Below are 16,478 nucleotides of genomic sequence, written 5' to 3'. Positions count from 1 at the left end.
ACCTAGAACCATCGCCGCGCCAAGCGCCAGCAATCCAATACGTGTCATTTACTGCCCTCCTCGCGGGGGGGCGCTTAACACGGCTCTCTCGCTTTACTCCTTACTCTTCATTCAACGATCTCCATAAGGACATGATTTGCGTTCTCAAAGGGGAAGCCATGTCGATTTTAGTTCCTGTCGCAAGTTCGCTTCACCTGTTAAATAATTGTTATTAAATCCCAATATCTTTGTAGTTGCGCCGCGCTACACCTGCGGTGAAGTACAAAGTAAAGTCGCATAGCGGGCGTTTGCCATAAAACGATTAGGTATCATGAAATGCACGCTTGGTCGGTTTTGGTACGTTTCGCGTCGGGTGGGTTTGGGCACGCTCGCGCATTTGGGGCAGATTATGCCTAAATGCCGCACGGGAGTCGCAGCCATGAAAACTACAGTCAAAGCATTGGTCATTGGTGGCGGTGCCGTTGGAACATCAATCGCGTATCATCTGGTAAAAGCCGGATGGGACGATGTGATGTTGCTGGAACGCGATGAACTGACGTCCGGTTCCACATGGCACGCGGCTGGATTGCTGCCCTTGTTCAACATGTCCTACGCGACTACGCACATCCACAAATACTCCGTCGATTTCTATAAGGATCTTGAGGCCGAGACGGGCCTCAACGCGGGCTTTGCGGTCGTTGGAAACTTGCGCATGGCGCAGACGCAGGAACGCATGAAAGAATTCATGCTCTACGCATCGACCGCGGAAACCTGCGATGTGCCGTTTGAATGGCTGACGCCAGAACAGATCAAGGAACGTTGGCCGCTGATCCGCACAGAAGACCTCAAAGGCGCAATTTATCACCACACCGACGGCTACATTAACCCCGCCGACGTGACGATGGCGATGGCCAAGGGTGCACGCCAACGTGGCGTGGCGATTGAACGCAAATGGCAGGCCGATGCGTTTGATTGGAACGGCACCGCGTGGGACGTAACCTGCACCAAGATGGTGGAAAAGGGTGGAAATCTTGTGCCATCTGAAGAACAGATTGTCATCACGGCGGAACACGTTGTCACTGCATCAGGAAACCACGCGCAGCGCACCGCAAAAATGCTGGGTATCAAGATGCCTGCGATCCCCGTTGAACATCAATTTGTTGTTCTCGATCAAGACCCTAAACTGGTCGAACACCGCGCCGCAGGCAACGCAGAACACCCTGTCATTCGCGATGCCGATGCCCAAAGCTATGTGCGCGAAGAACGTGGTGGCTGGATCTTGGGCGTGTACGAAAAAAATGCCCCTGCAGTGTTCGAACACGGTGTGCCGGACAGCTTCCGCGCCGACTTGTTCCAGCTCGATCTGGAACGCATAGAAGACCAATATATGGCAATGATTCACCGCGTCCCATCTTGCGAAGACAGCGGGCTAAAGGACGATTTCAACGGCCCGATTTGCTACACCCCCGACGGCAATCCATTGGTCGGTCCCGCGCCCGGTCTGCGCAACATGTGGCTCGCCGAAGGGTTCTCATTCGGCATCACGGCGGCTGGTGGTACGGGCTACTACCTTGCGCAGATGATGGTCGATGGCGAAGCTGAAATCGACATGGCATCGCTTGATCCCAAGCGTTACGGCGACTGGATGACGACCGAATTTGCCGCTCGCAAAAACGAAGAATGCTACGACCACGTCTACACATTGCATCATCCTGATGAAGAACGCCCCGCCTGTCGCCCCCTGCGCACAGCCCCGGCCTATGACCGCCAAAAAGCCCGTGGCGCACAATTCGGCTGGGTCAACGGTTGGGAACGCCCAAATTATTTCGGTCCCCTTGATGCGCCACAAAACTACGACCATGACGGGCGCTCGTTCGGCCGTGGTGACTGGTGGCCGCATGCAGTTGATGAGGCGAAGGCGATCCGTGAAGGCGTCGGCCTGATTGACGCCACGGCCTTTACCAAACACGTTGTCAAAGGCCCCGGCGCTACCGCATTTCTCGATTGGTTTACCACCAACAAGTTGCCCAAAATCGGTCGCATCAACCTGACATACGCGCTCACGGCCCACGGCACGACGCGCACGGAATACACCATTGTGCGCAACGGCGAAGATTCATACTACCTCGTTTCCGCAGGCGCGTGGACAGATTACGACGCCGACTTCCTGCGCAAAGCAATTGAAGACAAAGAACCCGAATTTGGCCGCATAGAATGCCAGAACGTTACCACCCAATGGGGTGTTTTCGCCATTGCTGGCCCCAAATCGCGCGACGTGTTGAACGCTGTCATTAACGACGCGAACCCTGAAACCGCTCTCACCAACAAACGCTTCCCATGGCTGTCTACCAAAAAGATCGAACTGGGCATGTGTCCCGTCAACGCGATCCGCGTCGCTTATACAGGTGAACTTGGCTGGGAACTGCACCACCCGATGGAAATGCAGAATTACCTTTTTGATTTGCTTGAAAAAGCAGGTGAACCCCATGGTATGAAGCTGGTTGGTGCGCGGGCGCAAAACTGGCTGCGTCAGGAAAAATCCTACCGCGCATTTGGCAACGAACTTGGCCGTGACGCAACGCCCCTTGAGGCCGATTTGCCGCGATTTGTGGATCTGAACAAAGACTTCCACGGTAAGGCCGCGATGGAAAAAACCGGCATCCGGTCCAAATGTGTCACCGTGCTGATCGATGGCCCAGCCGATGCGGACCCGTGGGGCAGCGAAGCGCTGTTGCATGACGGTCAAAAGGTCGGGCGTCTGACGTCGGGCGGCTATTCGGTGGCCTTCAACAAATCCATCGGCATGGGCTATCTTCCGCTGGATTTGTGCGCCGTTGGCACGAAGGTCAAAGTGCGTATGTTCCGCGAATTATGGGACGCCGAAGTTGTGCAAGACAGCCCATATGATCCGAAAAATGAGACGATCCGCAAAGATGCCTAGCGATGAGATTCAGCCGCCTTCCGTCAGCTTCATACGCAGGCGGGCGGCGGCTAATCTAGCCAAAAAACGCAATATCAAGCCGCTCTTTCAGGCGTAGAAATCGGAGCCGCTGGCCTTCGCGATCCTTAAATCCATTTTTGGTGATCGACGCCCAATCAATTAACAACCGTCCCCGCATCGCAACTTCAAATAATTCAGGCTTTATGCCGTGTTTGTAGCCCTTGAAAAACATCTCGCGGTGGCTGGCGATAATACCGGAGCTATCGATGCCTTCGCCGGGCATCTGACGGTAAATGTCAACCTTAAGAAAATCCACGACGTCATAGACGGCCAGCTTCATGCGCGCTTCGGTCAGATCAAACGCATAGGTCATACCCGGACCTAACATTATGTTTTCGCTATGAAAATCACCATGGCTCCAGACGCGCGTGTCTTTCACCATCTGCACGTCATCGATTTGTTCTGCTAAGATATCGCGCATCCGCACCACGTCGTTGGCGGGCGCGTGCATCTGCCCATCGTCGATCCGCGCGTCTACTTCTAGCGGCATCCATTCCCCATAAAACGGGCTGCGTTTCTGCGGCTTGAATTCATGCATCGCCGTGAGCCAAAGCCCTGCACGGCGATAGACCTGCCGCGTCGTTTGTATCTGTTGGGACTCCTTCAACCGCTGTCCTGCCGTGCGAAAATCAAGGAAATTCATTGCGAAGAACGTCCCTGACTTGGACAAATAAACCGGCGTCGCCGTGCCCAATTTGTCGTAAGTCAGGAAATGCGCGCTGAGCTTTTTGAGCCCTTCAAATTCATGCGCCAAACGCTCTGTGACATCTGACGTGAAATCGAGCTTCAGCGCGTAAATCTGTTCGCCCAATGTCACCCGCAGCACCTGTCGTTCCAGCGGCAACAAATGTGACGTAAAGATGCGTACGACATCCGGCGTGCCCGTAAACGCCATTGCTTGCGCGAATTCACGTACCATCTCATCAATTTTGTCAAAATTCGGATCTGTGTTGCTTAACATGGGTCACTTTTGCGCGTTGCGCCAACAGGGTCAACGTATCTGGTCTTCCGCAAGTTTAATCGCGCTGACAGCCACCCCTCACGGGACATATTTACCAGATTTGACATGATTGCGCCATCGGCCCGCCAGTTTACGAAGGCCGAAACCGAGACCGTAAATTGGAGAGTAGTGATGAGAGACCAACCAGATTTGCAGTCGCTGGCCTCGTGGGTCGCGGCCTTTGGTATTACGCCCGACACCCGCATGTCGATGCCCTTCGGCGCGCCGAGCGAACGCAAACATTACACTGTCTTTATCGCCCAAGGCGCGCTTGGTTTTGGCTTGCCCTATGCAGATTTGAACGTCGGCCCGTAGCACCGCGTCTTGTTCGAACACATCCGCGCGCTGTTGATGTTTGGCTCTGATGCGGTTTTGGTGCGGGCCAAATCCCTCGCCGTGAACCATCGCCACATTGAAGTGCGACGTGCCGTCACCCCCGTCAGTTACATCCAGATTACATTGGTACAACAGGGGATCGTGTTTGCACAAGGCGTGCCGATTGAAACCGTGCTGCTGGACGCTGAATGTGACTTTTATTACATGACGTTACGGTCGTGGGAACTGATGGCCGCCGTTGCCTGAAACGTAGCTCTAAGCGAACCTGTGCGGTATGAGTTTTGCGACCATATCCGCAGCTATCTGCGGTGTATTCCCAGCCACCAAATCTGCGACCAATTGGCTGGCAGCGGGGGCCGTTTGGAAGCCATAGCCACCTTGCCCTGCCATCCACACAAACGACGCATCGCGTGGGTCCGGTCCCAGGACCAAATTCCTGTCCGGCGCAAAGGTGCGCAGACCTGCCCAATTTGACAGCATCCGCGTGACAGGTTCGGTGACGTGCGCCTCGTAGCGCGCCAACCCTTCTGCCAGCATCATATCATCCGCCCAAGCATCCATTGGCGGCATCAAGACTTCATCGGCAGGGGACACGATCAACGCCCCTGCGTCAGGCTTGGCGTACCAGTTTTCGCCGGGTCCAAACAGCATCGGCCAGCCTGATACATCATGCCCACCGGGTGCTGGAATACGCGCCATAGATCGGCGCAGCGGCGTCACACCCAAGGGCGGGATGCCAGCCATTTGCGCAACCACATCGACCCAAGCACCAGCCGCATTAACCAAATTGCGCGCCGACAGGACCTCTTCACCGACCGTGACATTCCAGCCTGTCGCAGTACGGGACACACCTGTCACGTTTGCCGATGTTCGCACCATGCCTCCGTTGCCACGCACTTCGCTAGCGAAATTCTGCACCAAAAGGTCCGTATCCAAATCCCACGCGCCGACATGATAGCCGACCTGTGTGATAGTATCGTTCAGGATTGGAAACATCGCGCGGGCATCATCAACACTGATTTGTTGCAACTGCATGGCCACCAAATCTGTCTGAAACGCGTCCGTACTGTCGACGGTGCCTATCAACATCAAACCGCGCGGGCTTGTGACACCGCCGTTCGCGTCAAAGTGATAGTCGCGGCTGGCTTTGTTCAGCGCAATGGTCGATGGCGCGCCGTAACTTTCCTCAAACATCGCGGCAGATCGCCCTGACGCGTGATAGGCCAGCGCGCTTTCGCGTTCCAAAACGACGACTTGGCCCAGATGTGACAGGCGCGCACCAACAGACGTGCCCGCAATGCCGCCGCCGATGACAAGGAAATCGATCATGCTTCTTCAATCCGATCCGTGGCAGGGGGCGGGGCAGGCGACAGCGCTGTGATAGCAGCGTAGGTCGCGTCATCCATTTCAAATGTCAGCCCACCCAAGGACGGCGTCAACTGTGCAACCGATCGCGCCGACAAAATAGGGTGAACATCAGGTGCATGGTGGCGCAACCATGCCACCGCCAGCGTCGCGGCATCGACATCCAAATCAGCGGCAATCTGCGCCAGTCCATGTGCTGCTTCGTGCATCCATCGCGGGCCGTAGCGGGTTGCATAGCGCGCATTTTTCGCCAACCGGCGATCACCACCGGCGGCGTATTTCCGTGTCAGCAACCCAGCGCCAAGCGGCGAATAGGCGCAGACCTGAATGCCCTGATCACGCGTCATTGGTAAAATTTCAGCCTCAACTTGTCGCTTCACAAGATTCATCATCGGCTGAATGACGTCAATTTTTGTGCCGAACTTGGCCGCCACGCCTTGGGCTTTCATTACCTGCCACGCGGCGTAATTGCTGACACCGATAAAGCGGATCGCACCGCTGGTTTGCAGCGCTGCCAGTGCTTCAAATGTGTCATCCAGCGGCGTCGTGTCGTCAAAGCGGTGCATATAGAGTAGATCTATGCAGTCGCGTTTCAGGCGCTTTCGGCTCACGTCGAAACTGGCGTGGATGTTCGCAGTCGTGGCCGGTTGATTGTAGGCGGCTTTGGTTGCCACGAACACATCGTCGAGGTTGCCCGCAATGTCGCCCAAAAATTCCTCAGACCTGCCATCGGTGTACAAGAAGGCCGTGTCGAAATGCCGGATACCAGCATCCAAACAGGCATCAAACATCGTCCGTGCCGCGCCAATATCCGCCGTGCCGCCCCATTGCATGGTGCCGTAGGCGGCGGGTGTAAGCATCGCCCCCGATTGTGTGCTCAATGTCATATCAACCGCCCCGAAGTGAGCGAAGGAACAACCCGATGCTAATGCTGAATGCCAACGGCACCAACACCAGACCTGTCGTGACCGGAAAACCACCAATGGTGAACACCTGATTGCCCATGCCAAACTGTGGCCGCACCATGATGCCTTTTAGCAGTAGATACCCCCCCGCAATCATCATGATCAGCCCGATTAAAAACGTGCCTGCGCCGTGGTATGGCATGGTGTGCTCCATCTAAAAGTCTCGCCCATCTTAGAGGAGCCCACGAGGTCAGGGAAGTCGTTGAGCGTGAAAAACTGAAATGTCTGCTGTGCGGAGAGGCTGTGTGGAAGCTCGGTTGATGGTGGTACACCGGAGCGCTTTTGGCGTTCAGCTGCATTACGGGTCGGGATCGTCTTTTTAGCTAACATGTTGGATTATGGAGGCGGGTCAGGGCCATTCTAGGCACATCCCGACGTTTCCGGGCTAAATTGAAGGCGACCGCGGCCTTTTACGCCTTCATGGCCGCAATCATCGCTGGAATGCCCATTATGTTCATGATGCGGGTCATATTGTAGGCCAGCACGTGCAGCGCCATCCCCGTCGCCACCTTCTTGAGGGTCCGCATCTTGAAATGCATCGCTCCAATCCAAGATTTGATCGTGCCGTAGGGATGCTCGACGGTCATGCTACGGACAGCCAGTTGCGCTGGATCTGCGTCTAACCGGTCTTGGACCCTCGCCAGTACATCTTCGAGCTCCCAACGGCGGACACGCCGCTCTTTGCCTGTTGTGCATTTGGCTTTGAGGACGCAATCAGCGCATGCTCCTGACCAGGATGATTTGATCGCTTTGCCGTCTTGCTGACCGGTAAATCTGTATGTCAGATGTTCCCCTGCAGGACACACATACACGTCCAGATCGCGGTCATATGCAAAGTGCTGTGTTGATGGCTCCTGCATAGCAAGACATTTTTGATCAGATTTGTGCATTTGTCAGAAGCAGTCATGTGTTCCCGCTGCCCGGCAGTTGGTTGCAAGGCAATCAATGAGAGGGGCCTGTTTGCGCGGTTTTGACCGCTGCCCCCCTCTCGGCAGATTGCTACGCAATCGCCTGCTGGGCAACGGATGGGTTCCGCAGACCAAGTCCCTTACAGCTTAGCGGGCTATATCGCCCGGGACTTTCGACGGGGTGTCCTGGTTTTGGCGGCAGACTTATGCACCATCATCTCGTGGGTCTTGCTAACTCTTTGTTCTTCCTCTCTTAAGTAATGTGCGTTGTATAAGGTTCGTTGCGCGTTAAAACGGCCCAGACGATCCTTGCCGTTTTATTGGCCCCTCTCGGGCAGCGATAGCGACGGTTGCGACGCGCGCGGGTTTTCGTTCCAGCAGTGATGTCAGCCACTTGCTTGCTCGCTCCGGGTGCGACTTGGTCTGTCGGACGAGTGATGTCATGCTAACGACCAGCAATGATCGTAAGTATTGATCACCCATTCACTGCCCCCTCTCACACATGCTGTGCATGTGTTGCCCGGCAACGGGACAGGGTATTGCGTCACGCCATGGGCGTGCTTGCAGCACGACGCAATGTCCCGAGAGGGTTGTAATGCGCCCGAGTTTCTCTTTACCGCCGCTGGATTTGTTCGCGGGCGTCAACCCCAACCATGCTGCAAACTCGCGGCCATTGCTGAATTGATGGCCATCACCAATGCTGGCGATGATCGCCGAGGCTGTCACAACACCAACGTCCCACTGCCCAGCAGGGCATGTTTACATGCCCGAGAGCGGGAATAGTGCGCAACAAACGGACCCGCACATCTTCCTTGGCGACCAGCTTGAGCCGATCTTCATACCACCGAATCCGTACATGCAATGCCATGAGATGTTCGCATAGATTATGGATCACTTCCTTGGCAATTTCGGGCAAGTCTAGCACTTCGCCTACTAAAACATCCTCTGCAAATCCGATGATCCTCGCGAGGCCCCTCGCGATGTAAACGCCGAACTCAGCGACCATACCACGCAAGCCATTGATCAACTGGGTGCGTTGTCGGACAAGCAGAGCCCGTGCGCGATGGAGCGACAGCAGAGCTTGTTGCTCAACGGTTTTTATCGCAACAAATCTCATCGTCGGACGCGTTACCGCTTCACAAATGGCCTCGGCATCGATGGCGTCAGACTTCCCGCGTTTGACGTATGGTTTGACATATTTCGGTGGGATCAGGCGGACATCGTGGCCCAACACTGTTAACTCCCGAGCTCAATGATGCGCACTGCTACAGGCCTCCATGCCAATCAGGCAGGGATCAATCTTGGAGAAGAACGGCAATAGCTGTGCGCGTCTCAAAGGCCGGTTGAAGGCGACCTCTTCGTCTTCAGTGATCCCATGAACTTGAAAAATGTTCTTGGCCAACCTCTCAGCGATTGCTGCGCATTCGCCTGCCGGTCGATGGATCAAGGCCGATTGTGGTAACGTGCATGGGGTGGCTCCTTTTATAAGTAGGTTTCGACACCTGCAGTATAGCGCATTGCGACGCTGGTTGGAGCAGGAGCCATCCACCCCATCAGGTTTGATGGGCCGAACTGCGGCGTTCAGGACCGACGATGAATGGCAGGTTTGAGCCTATTTTGTTGAAAAACTCTTGTTGATGTGAGGCTTGGCCCCTGATTCAATTGTTCCTGACAACAAGGGGTAATTGCGATGTTGGGACCGAAACAAGAGGCACAAGGCGCGTTGTTTTATGAGTTTTCGATTGATGATCACGTTCCTCAAGATCATCTGCTGCGATCCATTGAGCGGTTTATCGACCTGTCCGGCATTCGCCAACATCTCACCGATTTCTACAGCCATACAGGCCGTCCTTCGATTGATCCGGAACTGCTTATTCGCATGCTGTTGGTGGGATATTGCCTCGGCATCCGCTCTGAGCGTCGCCTCTGCGAAGAGGTTCACCTGAACCTTGCTTACCGCTGGTTCTGCCGACTGGATCTGAGCGACAACGTGCCCAATCATTCGACCTTTTCCAAAAACCGCCCCTCTCATGGTTTGCAAGCAAACCACTGCCGGGCAGTGCACGGTCGTTTCCGCGACAGCGATCTGCTGCGTCATCTGTTTGAGACGACTGTGGCGCGATGCATGGCGGAGGGGCTGGTGAGTGGCCAGCGCTTTGCGGCAGATGCCAGTTTGATCGAAGCTGACACCTATTCAACCAATTACTTGATCGATACGGATAATGCCGTGATTGTCCCCTCTCATCGTTTGCAGGGCAAACGACTGCCGGGCAATGGATGTTGAGGCCACGCGGTCGATCCGGCAGGCCGAAGTTGGGTCCGTGCGCACGATGCTGGGATGGTTAGTGGATCGTGGCTTCGCACCGCACATCCCTGTCATTCACTGCCCGGCAGTGCATGTTCGCATGCACGAGAGGGGATAAAGCCAGTCGCACCGATGGCACCTGGAGTAGGGAAGACTTTGAGTGGGACCCGAAGGGCGACCAGTACATCTGCCCAGAAGGTCAATCGCTCAAGCAATCTCGCCGCAACTACTCCGACCCCAGTCGAGGCCCAACAAGTACGGGCAGGACAAAATATCGTGGGCTTAAGCTGATCTGTCAGGCCTGCCCATCCAAAGCCAATTGCTGCCCGAAGGCTGACTTCCGTACCATCACACGCGAAGAACACGAAGACGCACGACAGGTCGCCTGCGACATTGCAAAAACCAAACAATACGCCGTTTCAATGCGACTGAGGAAAAAGCTCGAGATGCTCTTCGCCCACCTTAAACGCATCCTCGGGTTGGGAAGGCTCCGACTGCGGGGACCATGTGGAGCAAATGATGAATTTCTTCTCGCCGCAACCGCCCAAAACCTCCGCAAACTAGCCAAGATCCTTCCTGCACCGCAGCAAATGCGCAAAGCGTGATAGGAAAAGCGCTCGCGCCCTGTTCGACGCCCAACTTTCTGCGACAGCAATACGGTGTTTTTCAATAAGATCGGCGGAAACCGGACATTCGCAGCGGTCGTGACCAAGGGTGGCTCAGCCGGACAAAGCAGATAAGCGGCTCGTACTATCAGATGGCTGCTTCCGGGCACATGCACGCTGATACGCAGTCACTGCTTACCGGTGTAACGCTCGCCTCACCTCAAAGGGGCAATCCATTTTATATTGCAGGGCCAAATTTTCAAAACGCTCAAATAGGATTTTCGATGCAGGTGCTCCACATTTAATTTAGGGGGGCGGCAAGCGTTAATTTTTGCAAGGACAGAGCAGCATGACAAATGGCAACAAGACGGCAATCATAACTGGCGGGTTGTCGGGGATGGGGTTGGCGATTGCGCGCAGGCTAGCGAAAGACGGGACGACTGTTGTTGTTGGCGCACGTAGCGCGGCTGATGCGTCATTTGTCAGCAAAATCCTTGGTCCTGACCAAGGCAATATTCACGCAGCCGCGCTCGATGTGCGCTCAAGCGAGAGTGTCGATGCTTTTGTCGCCAAAGTTGCCGAAACCCATGGCGGCGTTGACATTTTGGTCAATGCTGCAGGTGTTTATGAAGAGGCCGCCATCATAGATCATCCTGACACGATCTGGGACGACCATATCGACACCAATCTAAGCGGATCATTTCGGACGATCCGCACTGTGATGCCGCATATGAAGCGCGCTGGTTGGGGGAGGATCGTCAACATCGCATCGGTTGCAGCGCATAATGGGATGGCGAATAATGCGGCCTATTGCACGTCTAAGGCGGGGCTTTTGGGTTTGGGGCGGTGCGTTAGCCTAGAGGGCGCTGCACTCGGGATTACCTGCGTGTCAATCAGCCCGACTTGGGTGGAAACCGAAATGCTGAGACGGTTTATCGACGCTGATATCGCTTTGACCGGTCAAAGCCTTGAGGAAGTGCGGGCCGAATACGCCAAATCCAACCCGCAGAACCAGCTCGTCCAGCCATCTGAGATTGCAGAATTGGCAGCATTTCTGGTCAGCGATGCGGCACGTGCCCTTACAATGGAAGATTTTCAGATCAATGCTGGATCGCTTTGGTAGTCTTTCGCGCGACGCAGCAGTAACGCATTGCCATTGCTGATACTGCTGCAAGGGCGGTCAGTGATCTGCACCAACGCAGTGCACGCGGCTGTGTTGATGAAGGTTGCATCGGCGCACAACGTATCGGGGAATTTGGCGATCACATTGGCAATGCCGGGGGCCAGTTTGACGGCTTCTAGCCAGTCTTTTGCATCCAATGCATTCGGGTCTGTCGGTGTAATGCGCACATCGGCCATCAAGTTGTAAATCGGGGCGTCTGGTGCAGTCACAGGGCCAAGAAGAAAGGCGGCGGCGGCTTTCACATCGGTCATTGGAAATTCAAGCCCGTGCGGCATGTGACCTGCGCACAATGACGCTTTTAGGATGATTTCATAAATGTCGCGCGGGTTTGGTGCGTTTAGATCATAGAGAGAGGGCAGCCGCACAATAGCGGCGCAGACACCCGAATTTTTGATTGCAACCTCAGACGCTATCTTGGCGGCTCCGTAGCCAGTGCATCCTTCCCACGCCTTTGCAGGGCCTTCGGGCCAAGGACCACCGCGATCAGGAAAAACAGCGCTGGATGAGGTGAAGCGCAGATCGGCGTCTGCAGTGCTGCAGAACGCCAGCACCTGCGCCATACCGCGCGCGGACCAATCCAACATCTCGGTACGGGGTATGGCGAGGTTCACCATGGCGGCGCAATGAATGACCCGTGTGACCGATGCGGTCAGCGCAGCGTAGGCGGACGGCTCTAGCCCGAAGTTTGGTGCGTCCAAGGTGCCCGGCACCATGACGTATCTGTCGCTGGCGATCCCGTGGGCTGAGGCCACCTCGTCCAGCCGATCACGTGCGCCACGGTTTTTATCTCGAACGAGGCAGTAGACTACGTCACCGACCGGTAGATCGCGGGCGGCCTGCGCAAGGACATGGCCACCAAGAAACCCAGTTGCGCCAGTCAACAAAATACCGGGACGATCTAAGTCGTCTGTGGGCGCGGGCGCATCCGCCTCTTGGGTCATCAACTGATCAAGCCTGTGCAGCGGTACATTCATCGCCAATTCAAAATCAATGGGGCGATCGTAGGCGCTCTCCAGCTCCAACATCAGCGTGACGCACATCAGCGAGTCGCCGCCCTGATCGTGAAAGCTGAGCGCGGGATCAATCTGTGATGGCGCGCATCCCATGGCGATCGCGGCGGCGGCAATGACCGCATCTTCGGCTGCGTCTGATACGTCGGCATCATCCTTGATAGGCGGCAAGGCACGCATATCCGCCTTACCTGACACCGGATGCAATGGCAGTGCCTCCATCTGAACAAGGAACGAAGGCACACAATAGGCAGGCAGCACTGCGCGCAGTTTTGAGGCAAGTTCGGACGGCATTCTATTGGTTCCCGCCTGTAGCCCCCATCTGTCGGCATTGGCCCGTGTTTGCTTGGCATCGGCTGCGAAATAGAAAATTAAACTTTGGCCGCGTTCGCCAACTTCGGCCACCCAAGGCGCGGCATTCGAGAATACCAGCATGTCGCGCATCGTGTCCGTCAACTCTCGGGTTTGGATGGAAAATCCGCGCAACTTGAGCATATGGGCAATGCGCCCTTCGATGTGCAAAGCGCCTGCGTCGTCCACCCACGCCTGATCGCCGGTGTCATAAAGACGCATGTTGCGCCCGTTGATCGTTAATTCACGAAACCGCAGACGGGTTTCTTCGGGTCGGTTGATATAACCGCGTCCCAACATCCTTGACCCCTCAAAATGCAGTTGCCCTGCGGTGCCGGTTGGGCAGGGCTTGTCGGCCTCATCCAGAATGATGGCGCGCAAATGTTCCATCGGGATGCCAACGGATGCGGGTGCGCAGCCTTCCGGCTCGATCAGGTGCGACATACAAACATCGTGGGTTTCGCAGATGCTATAGAGGTTCCAAAGCGCGGCCTTCGGCAACTTTGCAAGCGATGCAGTGATCAGGTCATCGCTCACGACTTCGCCGTTCAAAACGATACGGCTAAGTGGAATTGCCATAGCCTTGTCGTGGTCCAGCGCTGTTAGAAACGTGTCGTAGAAAGACGGCGTGAACAGCATCTCATCTATGTCGTGTTCGATCAGGAAATTCGCCAATTCACGTGGCGCAAAAAGGGTGCTGGCATCAGGGAACCACAATTCGGCACCTTTTCGCAGTGGGCGAAACATTTCCCAGATCGCAAAGATATAAATGCCAACGCGCATGCCCGGGCGATAGGGTGTATACGCGTCGCGCCAATCGTAAGACAGGTAGGCGGCATCTTGGGCAACCGGAATGCATTTGGGCCGTCCCGTCGTGCCGGATGTCGCAACCAGATAAATTGACTCATCCGGTGATACGCTGGCCGCGTAAATCGGTCCAACCTGTGTTGCCACTTCGTTCAACAGGGCAGTCGCTTCTAGGATTTTGCAATCGCCCGGCAAATGGCCTGCAGCGGCATCCTGACAGGTGACAACCAAGCTGACCTGTAATTCAGAAATGATATTGTGCAGCACCATTTGCGGCATGGCTGGGTCCAGATGCACAAAAGGCCGTCCGTTAATTACGCAAGCCACAGCGCTCGTGGCCATTGCGACCCCAGCTGAACCGAAAATACCGACGACCTGCGGCGTGTCCAAATGATAGCCGAGGGCTTGGGCAAATTGGCCAAGTCTGCCGTAGGTGATCGTGCGGTTATGATCAGACATTGCGGGCGCATCGGCAAAATCTGTTATAGCGCGGACGAGATCAGCAGCTACAGTCTGAGACGAAGTCATGGCATTAGGTCCTTTTTGGCGGAAGGCTTAGCAGCATTAGACCAGAAAAACAGGGGAACTTTGACACGCAAACAGGCGACCCCGTTTAGCGGTGCAAAAAACCAGGTGGCGACCTTTGGATCGGCTAAATCAAAGATGGCCGACAGGCTCATGGCTCGTTAAATTCATCAAAGCTGATGGGGTGGATGGCTCCTGCTCCAACCAGCGTCGCAATGCGCTATAATGTAGGTGCCGAAACCTACTTATGACAGGAGCCACCCCATGCAAGTTACCACAATCGGCCTTGATCCATCGACCGGCAGGCGAATGCGCAGCAATCGCTGAGAGGTTGGCTAAGAACATTTTCCAAGTTCACGGGATTACTCGAGACGAAGCTGTCGTCTTCAACAGGCCTTTAAGACGCGCACAGCTATTGCCGTTTTTCAGTAAGCTTGAGCCCTGCCTCATTGGCATGGAAGCCTGTAGCAGTGCGCATCATTGGGCACGGGAGCTAACAGCGTTGGGCCATGATGTTCGCCTGATCCCACCTATATATGTCAAACCATACGTTAAGCGCGGCAAGTCTGATGCGATCGGTGTAGAGGCCATTTGTGAAGCGGTGACACGCCCGACGATCATTGCCGGCAGGTGAAGCTTGCATTCACCGAGAGGGCGGTTTGTTGCGATTGCCCTTGGACTTGCCCTTTGATCCGGTAGAGGGCAGCAATCTGTTTGAGGCCCTCCTCGGCGATAGGGGCCACATTGTGACGGGTCAGCTCATAGAGTTTGCGTCCTACTGCCCGGCAGTCGAAACGTAGTTTCGATGAGAGTGGGCGTGCGCCCAGCAATACGCCAGTTGGATGGGCGCTTTGTCCCTTAGATCGAGCACGCGGTTGTATCCGGCATAGCCGTCCATTGCCCGGCAGTGGTTTGCTTGCAAATCATGAGAGGGGACTTGCAAGATGCCGCCAAATCCCTGCAATATCTCAACGGCGTGTTCAACGGAACGGCCTGGCGCACAGGTAAAGGCGATGCCGAGAGGCTCTGGACGGCTTTGTTGCACAAATAGTCTCGTATCAGGGATTCATGTTGTAAATCCAGCATGGTAGCTGGCGTCATGAGTAAACCTATCGCCCCGATTTACCGCACGAGGAACTGGCCTGAGTATAACAAGGCCCTGAAGCGACGCGGGTCACTGACCATTTGGTTTAACCCAGAGGTCACTTGGAAAGCTGCGCCTACCGTTGCCCGGCAGTGGTTTGTTTGCAAACCATGAGAGGGGGGCAAACGGGGCCGCCAGCCACGCTATAGCGATGCGGCGATCCAAGCCTGTCTCACGTTGAAAGTGCTGTTCGGAATGCCTTTGAGGCAGGCGACGGGCTTTGTGGAAAGCCTGTTGAAATTGATCGACCTTGACTGGGAGGTCCCAGACTTCAGCACGTTATGTCGGCGTCAGAAAAGGCTATCGGTTACCATCCCGTATCAGGGCTCAAAGGGCCCGCTAAACCTCCTTATCGACAGTACCGGCATCAAAGTTGAGGGCGAAGGTGAGTGGAACGCTCGCAAGCATGGCGGGCCGAAACGTCGGGTGTGGCGCAAGATACATATAGGGATTGATGAAGAAACGTTGGAGATACGCGCGGTCGAAGTGACGAGTAGCAGCATTGGAGACCCACCCATGTTGCCCAACCTTCTCGGTCAGATCACACCAGATCAGAAGATTGGCAGTGTCACAGCAGATGGGGCATATGACACCCGCAAATGCCATGATGCGATTGCGGCCCGCAATGCCCGTGCTGTCATCCCGCCACGCAAGAATGCCAAGCTATGGAAGCCGGATACGCTGGGGGCCAGAGCCCGAAACGAAGCGGTACAGTCCTCAAAGGATCTCGGCCGCGCTCAATGGCGTCGCTTGAGCGGATACCACCGCAGGAGTCGTGTTGAGACAAAGATGCATTGTTTGAAACTACTCGGGCAGCGCCTGGCCGCACGAGACTTTGACCGGCAAGTTGCGGAAGTCCAAATCCGTGCCGCGATACTCAACGGCTTCACCGCCCTTGGCATCCCAAACACCGTTACTGTAGGCTGAATCCGTCAGGGGTCAGGGGAAGCACGCCATAAGGGCGATTTGTGCAACAAAGCCCATCACAGTTGTG

9 protein-coding genes and 7 pseudogenes are annotated in these 16,478 nt (G+C 55.4%); 7 read left to right on the top strand and 9 right to left on the bottom strand.

What is annotated here, in order from left to right:
- The first annotated feature begins 418 nt into the window (after positions 1 to 418).
- Positions 419 to 2,920 (top strand): GcvT family protein, encoded by a 2,502-nt coding sequence (locus OAN307_RS21530; RefSeq protein WP_015501597.1) that lies wholly within the window; start codon positions 419 to 421, stop codon positions 2,918 to 2,920.
- 55 nt (positions 2,921 to 2,975) lie between these two features.
- Here OAN307_RS21530 and OAN307_RS21525 read toward each other — a convergent pair whose 3' ends face one another.
- The gene (locus tag OAN307_RS21525) at positions 2,976 to 3,941 is read right to left on the bottom strand and encodes a phosphotransferase family protein (RefSeq protein ID WP_044044229.1); all 966 of its coding nucleotides are present in this window, start codon (positions 3,939 to 3,941) and stop codon (positions 2,976 to 2,978) included.
- Between the two features lie 171 nt (positions 3,942 to 4,112).
- Here OAN307_RS21525 and OAN307_RS21520 point away from each other — a divergent pair, with 171 nt between their 5' ends.
- The gene (locus OAN307_RS21520; RefSeq protein WP_144055657.1) at positions 4,113 to 4,295 is read left to right on the top strand and encodes a hypothetical protein; all 183 of its coding nucleotides are present in this window, start codon (positions 4,113 to 4,115) and stop codon (positions 4,293 to 4,295) included.
- A gap of 9 nt (positions 4,296 to 4,304) precedes the next feature.
- On the top strand, positions 4,305 to 4,562 hold the full coding sequence (locus tag OAN307_RS21515; RefSeq protein ID WP_044044224.1) for a Hint domain-containing protein: 258 nt from the start codon (positions 4,305 to 4,307) through the stop codon (positions 4,560 to 4,562).
- Positions 4,563 to 4,571: 9 nt separating this feature from the next.
- Here the strand turns inward: OAN307_RS21515 and OAN307_RS21510 are convergent, their stop codons facing one another.
- The 6 genes and pseudogenes from OAN307_RS21510 to OAN307_RS31740 form a co-directional block, all read right to left on the bottom strand.
- Entirely contained in the window at positions 4,572 to 5,645 is a 1,074-nt protein-coding gene (locus OAN307_RS21510; protein ID WP_015501594.1) for an NAD(P)/FAD-dependent oxidoreductase, read from the bottom strand.
- Positions 5,642 to 6,568 carry an aldo/keto reductase gene (locus OAN307_RS21505; RefSeq protein WP_015501593.1) on the bottom strand — a complete coding sequence of 309 codons (927 nt, stop codon included), beginning with the start codon at positions 6,566 to 6,568 and terminating at the stop codon, positions 5,642 to 5,644. The genes OAN307_RS21510 and OAN307_RS21505 overlap by 4 nt, the downstream gene beginning before the upstream one ends.
- Before the next feature lies 1 nt (position 6,569).
- On the bottom strand, positions 6,570 to 6,788 hold the full coding sequence (locus tag OAN307_RS21500) for a hypothetical protein (RefSeq protein WP_144055656.1): 219 nt from the start codon (positions 6,786 to 6,788) through the stop codon (positions 6,570 to 6,572).
- Positions 6,789 to 7,056: 268 nt separating this feature from the next.
- A pseudogene (locus OAN307_RS21495) lies at positions 7,057 to 7,482 on the bottom strand (transposase); the annotation flags it as partial.
- Between the two features lie 325 nt (positions 7,483 to 7,807).
- Positions 7,808 to 8,040: pseudogene (locus OAN307_RS31745) on the bottom strand (IS110 family transposase); the annotation flags it as partial.
- Positions 8,041 to 8,145: 105 nt separating this feature from the next.
- A pseudogene (locus tag OAN307_RS31740) lies at positions 8,146 to 8,968 on the bottom strand (IS110 family RNA-guided transposase); the annotation flags it as partial.
- A gap of 276 nt (positions 8,969 to 9,244) precedes the next feature.
- Between OAN307_RS31740 and OAN307_RS21485 the strand changes: the two are divergent.
- Both OAN307_RS21485 and OAN307_RS21480 read left to right on the top strand, forming a co-directional pair.
- Positions 9,245 to 10,464 (top strand): annotated as a pseudogene (locus OAN307_RS21485) (transposase).
- A 349-nt stretch (positions 10,465 to 10,813) separates the two neighbouring features.
- Positions 10,814 to 11,587, top strand: coding sequence for an SDR family NAD(P)-dependent oxidoreductase (locus tag OAN307_RS21480; RefSeq protein ID WP_015501592.1), 774 nt, complete (start codon positions 10,814 to 10,816; stop codon positions 11,585 to 11,587).
- On the opposite strand, the gene OAN307_RS21475 is transcribed toward OAN307_RS21480, so the two are convergent.
- Complete coding sequence (locus OAN307_RS21475) at positions 11,560 to 14,343, bottom strand: AMP-binding protein (protein ID WP_083903162.1); 2,784 nt, start codon at positions 14,341 to 14,343, stop codon at positions 11,560 to 11,562. The two genes, OAN307_RS21480 and OAN307_RS21475, sit on opposite strands and share 28 nt — an antisense overlap.
- 244 nt (positions 14,344 to 14,587) lie before the next feature.
- Here OAN307_RS21475 and OAN307_RS21470 point away from each other — a divergent pair.
- Positions 14,588 to 14,959, top strand: a pseudogene (locus tag OAN307_RS21470) (hypothetical protein); the annotation flags it as partial.
- Positions 14,960 to 14,990: 31 nt separating this feature from the next.
- Here OAN307_RS21470 and OAN307_RS28530 read toward each other — a convergent pair.
- Positions 14,991 to 15,364 (bottom strand): annotated as a pseudogene (locus OAN307_RS28530) (IS66 family transposase); the annotation flags it as partial.
- Positions 15,365 to 15,439: 75 nt separating this feature from the next.
- Here OAN307_RS28530 and OAN307_RS21465 point away from each other — a divergent pair.
- A pseudogene (locus OAN307_RS21465) lies at positions 15,440 to 16,411 on the top strand (IS5 family transposase).
- Positions 16,412 to 16,478 lie beyond the last annotated feature (67 nt).

The organism is Octadecabacter antarcticus 307 (assembly GCF_000155675.2).
Classification (GTDB): domain Bacteria; phylum Pseudomonadota; class Alphaproteobacteria; order Rhodobacterales; family Rhodobacteraceae; genus Octadecabacter; species Octadecabacter antarcticus.
This window is presented reverse-complemented; position numbering and strand designations above follow the sequence as displayed.

Bases quoted from the DNA above. Each gene is read 5' to 3' on its own strand.
- OAN307_RS21530 (WP_015501597.1), top strand. From the start codon at position 419: ATGAAAACTACAGTCAAAGCATTGGTCATTGGTGGCGGTGCCGTTGGA.
- OAN307_RS21525 (WP_044044229.1), bottom strand. From the start codon at position 3,941: ATGTTAAGCAACACAGATCCGAATTTTGACAAAATTGATGAGATGGTA.
- OAN307_RS21520 (WP_144055657.1), top strand. From the start codon at position 4,113: ATGAGAGACCAACCAGATTTGCAGTCGCTGGCCTCGTGGGTCGCGGCC.
- OAN307_RS21510 (WP_015501594.1), bottom strand. From the start codon at position 5,645: ATGATCGATTTCCTTGTCATCGGCGGCGGCATTGCGGGCACGTCTGTT.
- OAN307_RS21505 (WP_015501593.1), bottom strand. From the start codon at position 6,568: ATGACATTGAGCACACAATCGGGGGCGATGCTTACACCCGCCGCCTAC.
- OAN307_RS21500 (WP_144055656.1), bottom strand. From the start codon at position 6,788: ATGCCATACCACGGCGCAGGCACGTTTTTAATCGGGCTGATCATGATG.
- OAN307_RS21480 (WP_015501592.1), top strand. From the start codon at position 10,814: ATGACAAATGGCAACAAGACGGCAATCATAACTGGCGGGTTGTCGGGG.
- OAN307_RS21475 (WP_083903162.1), bottom strand. From the start codon at position 14,343: ATGACTTCGTCTCAGACTGTAGCTGCTGATCTCGTCCGCGCTATAACA.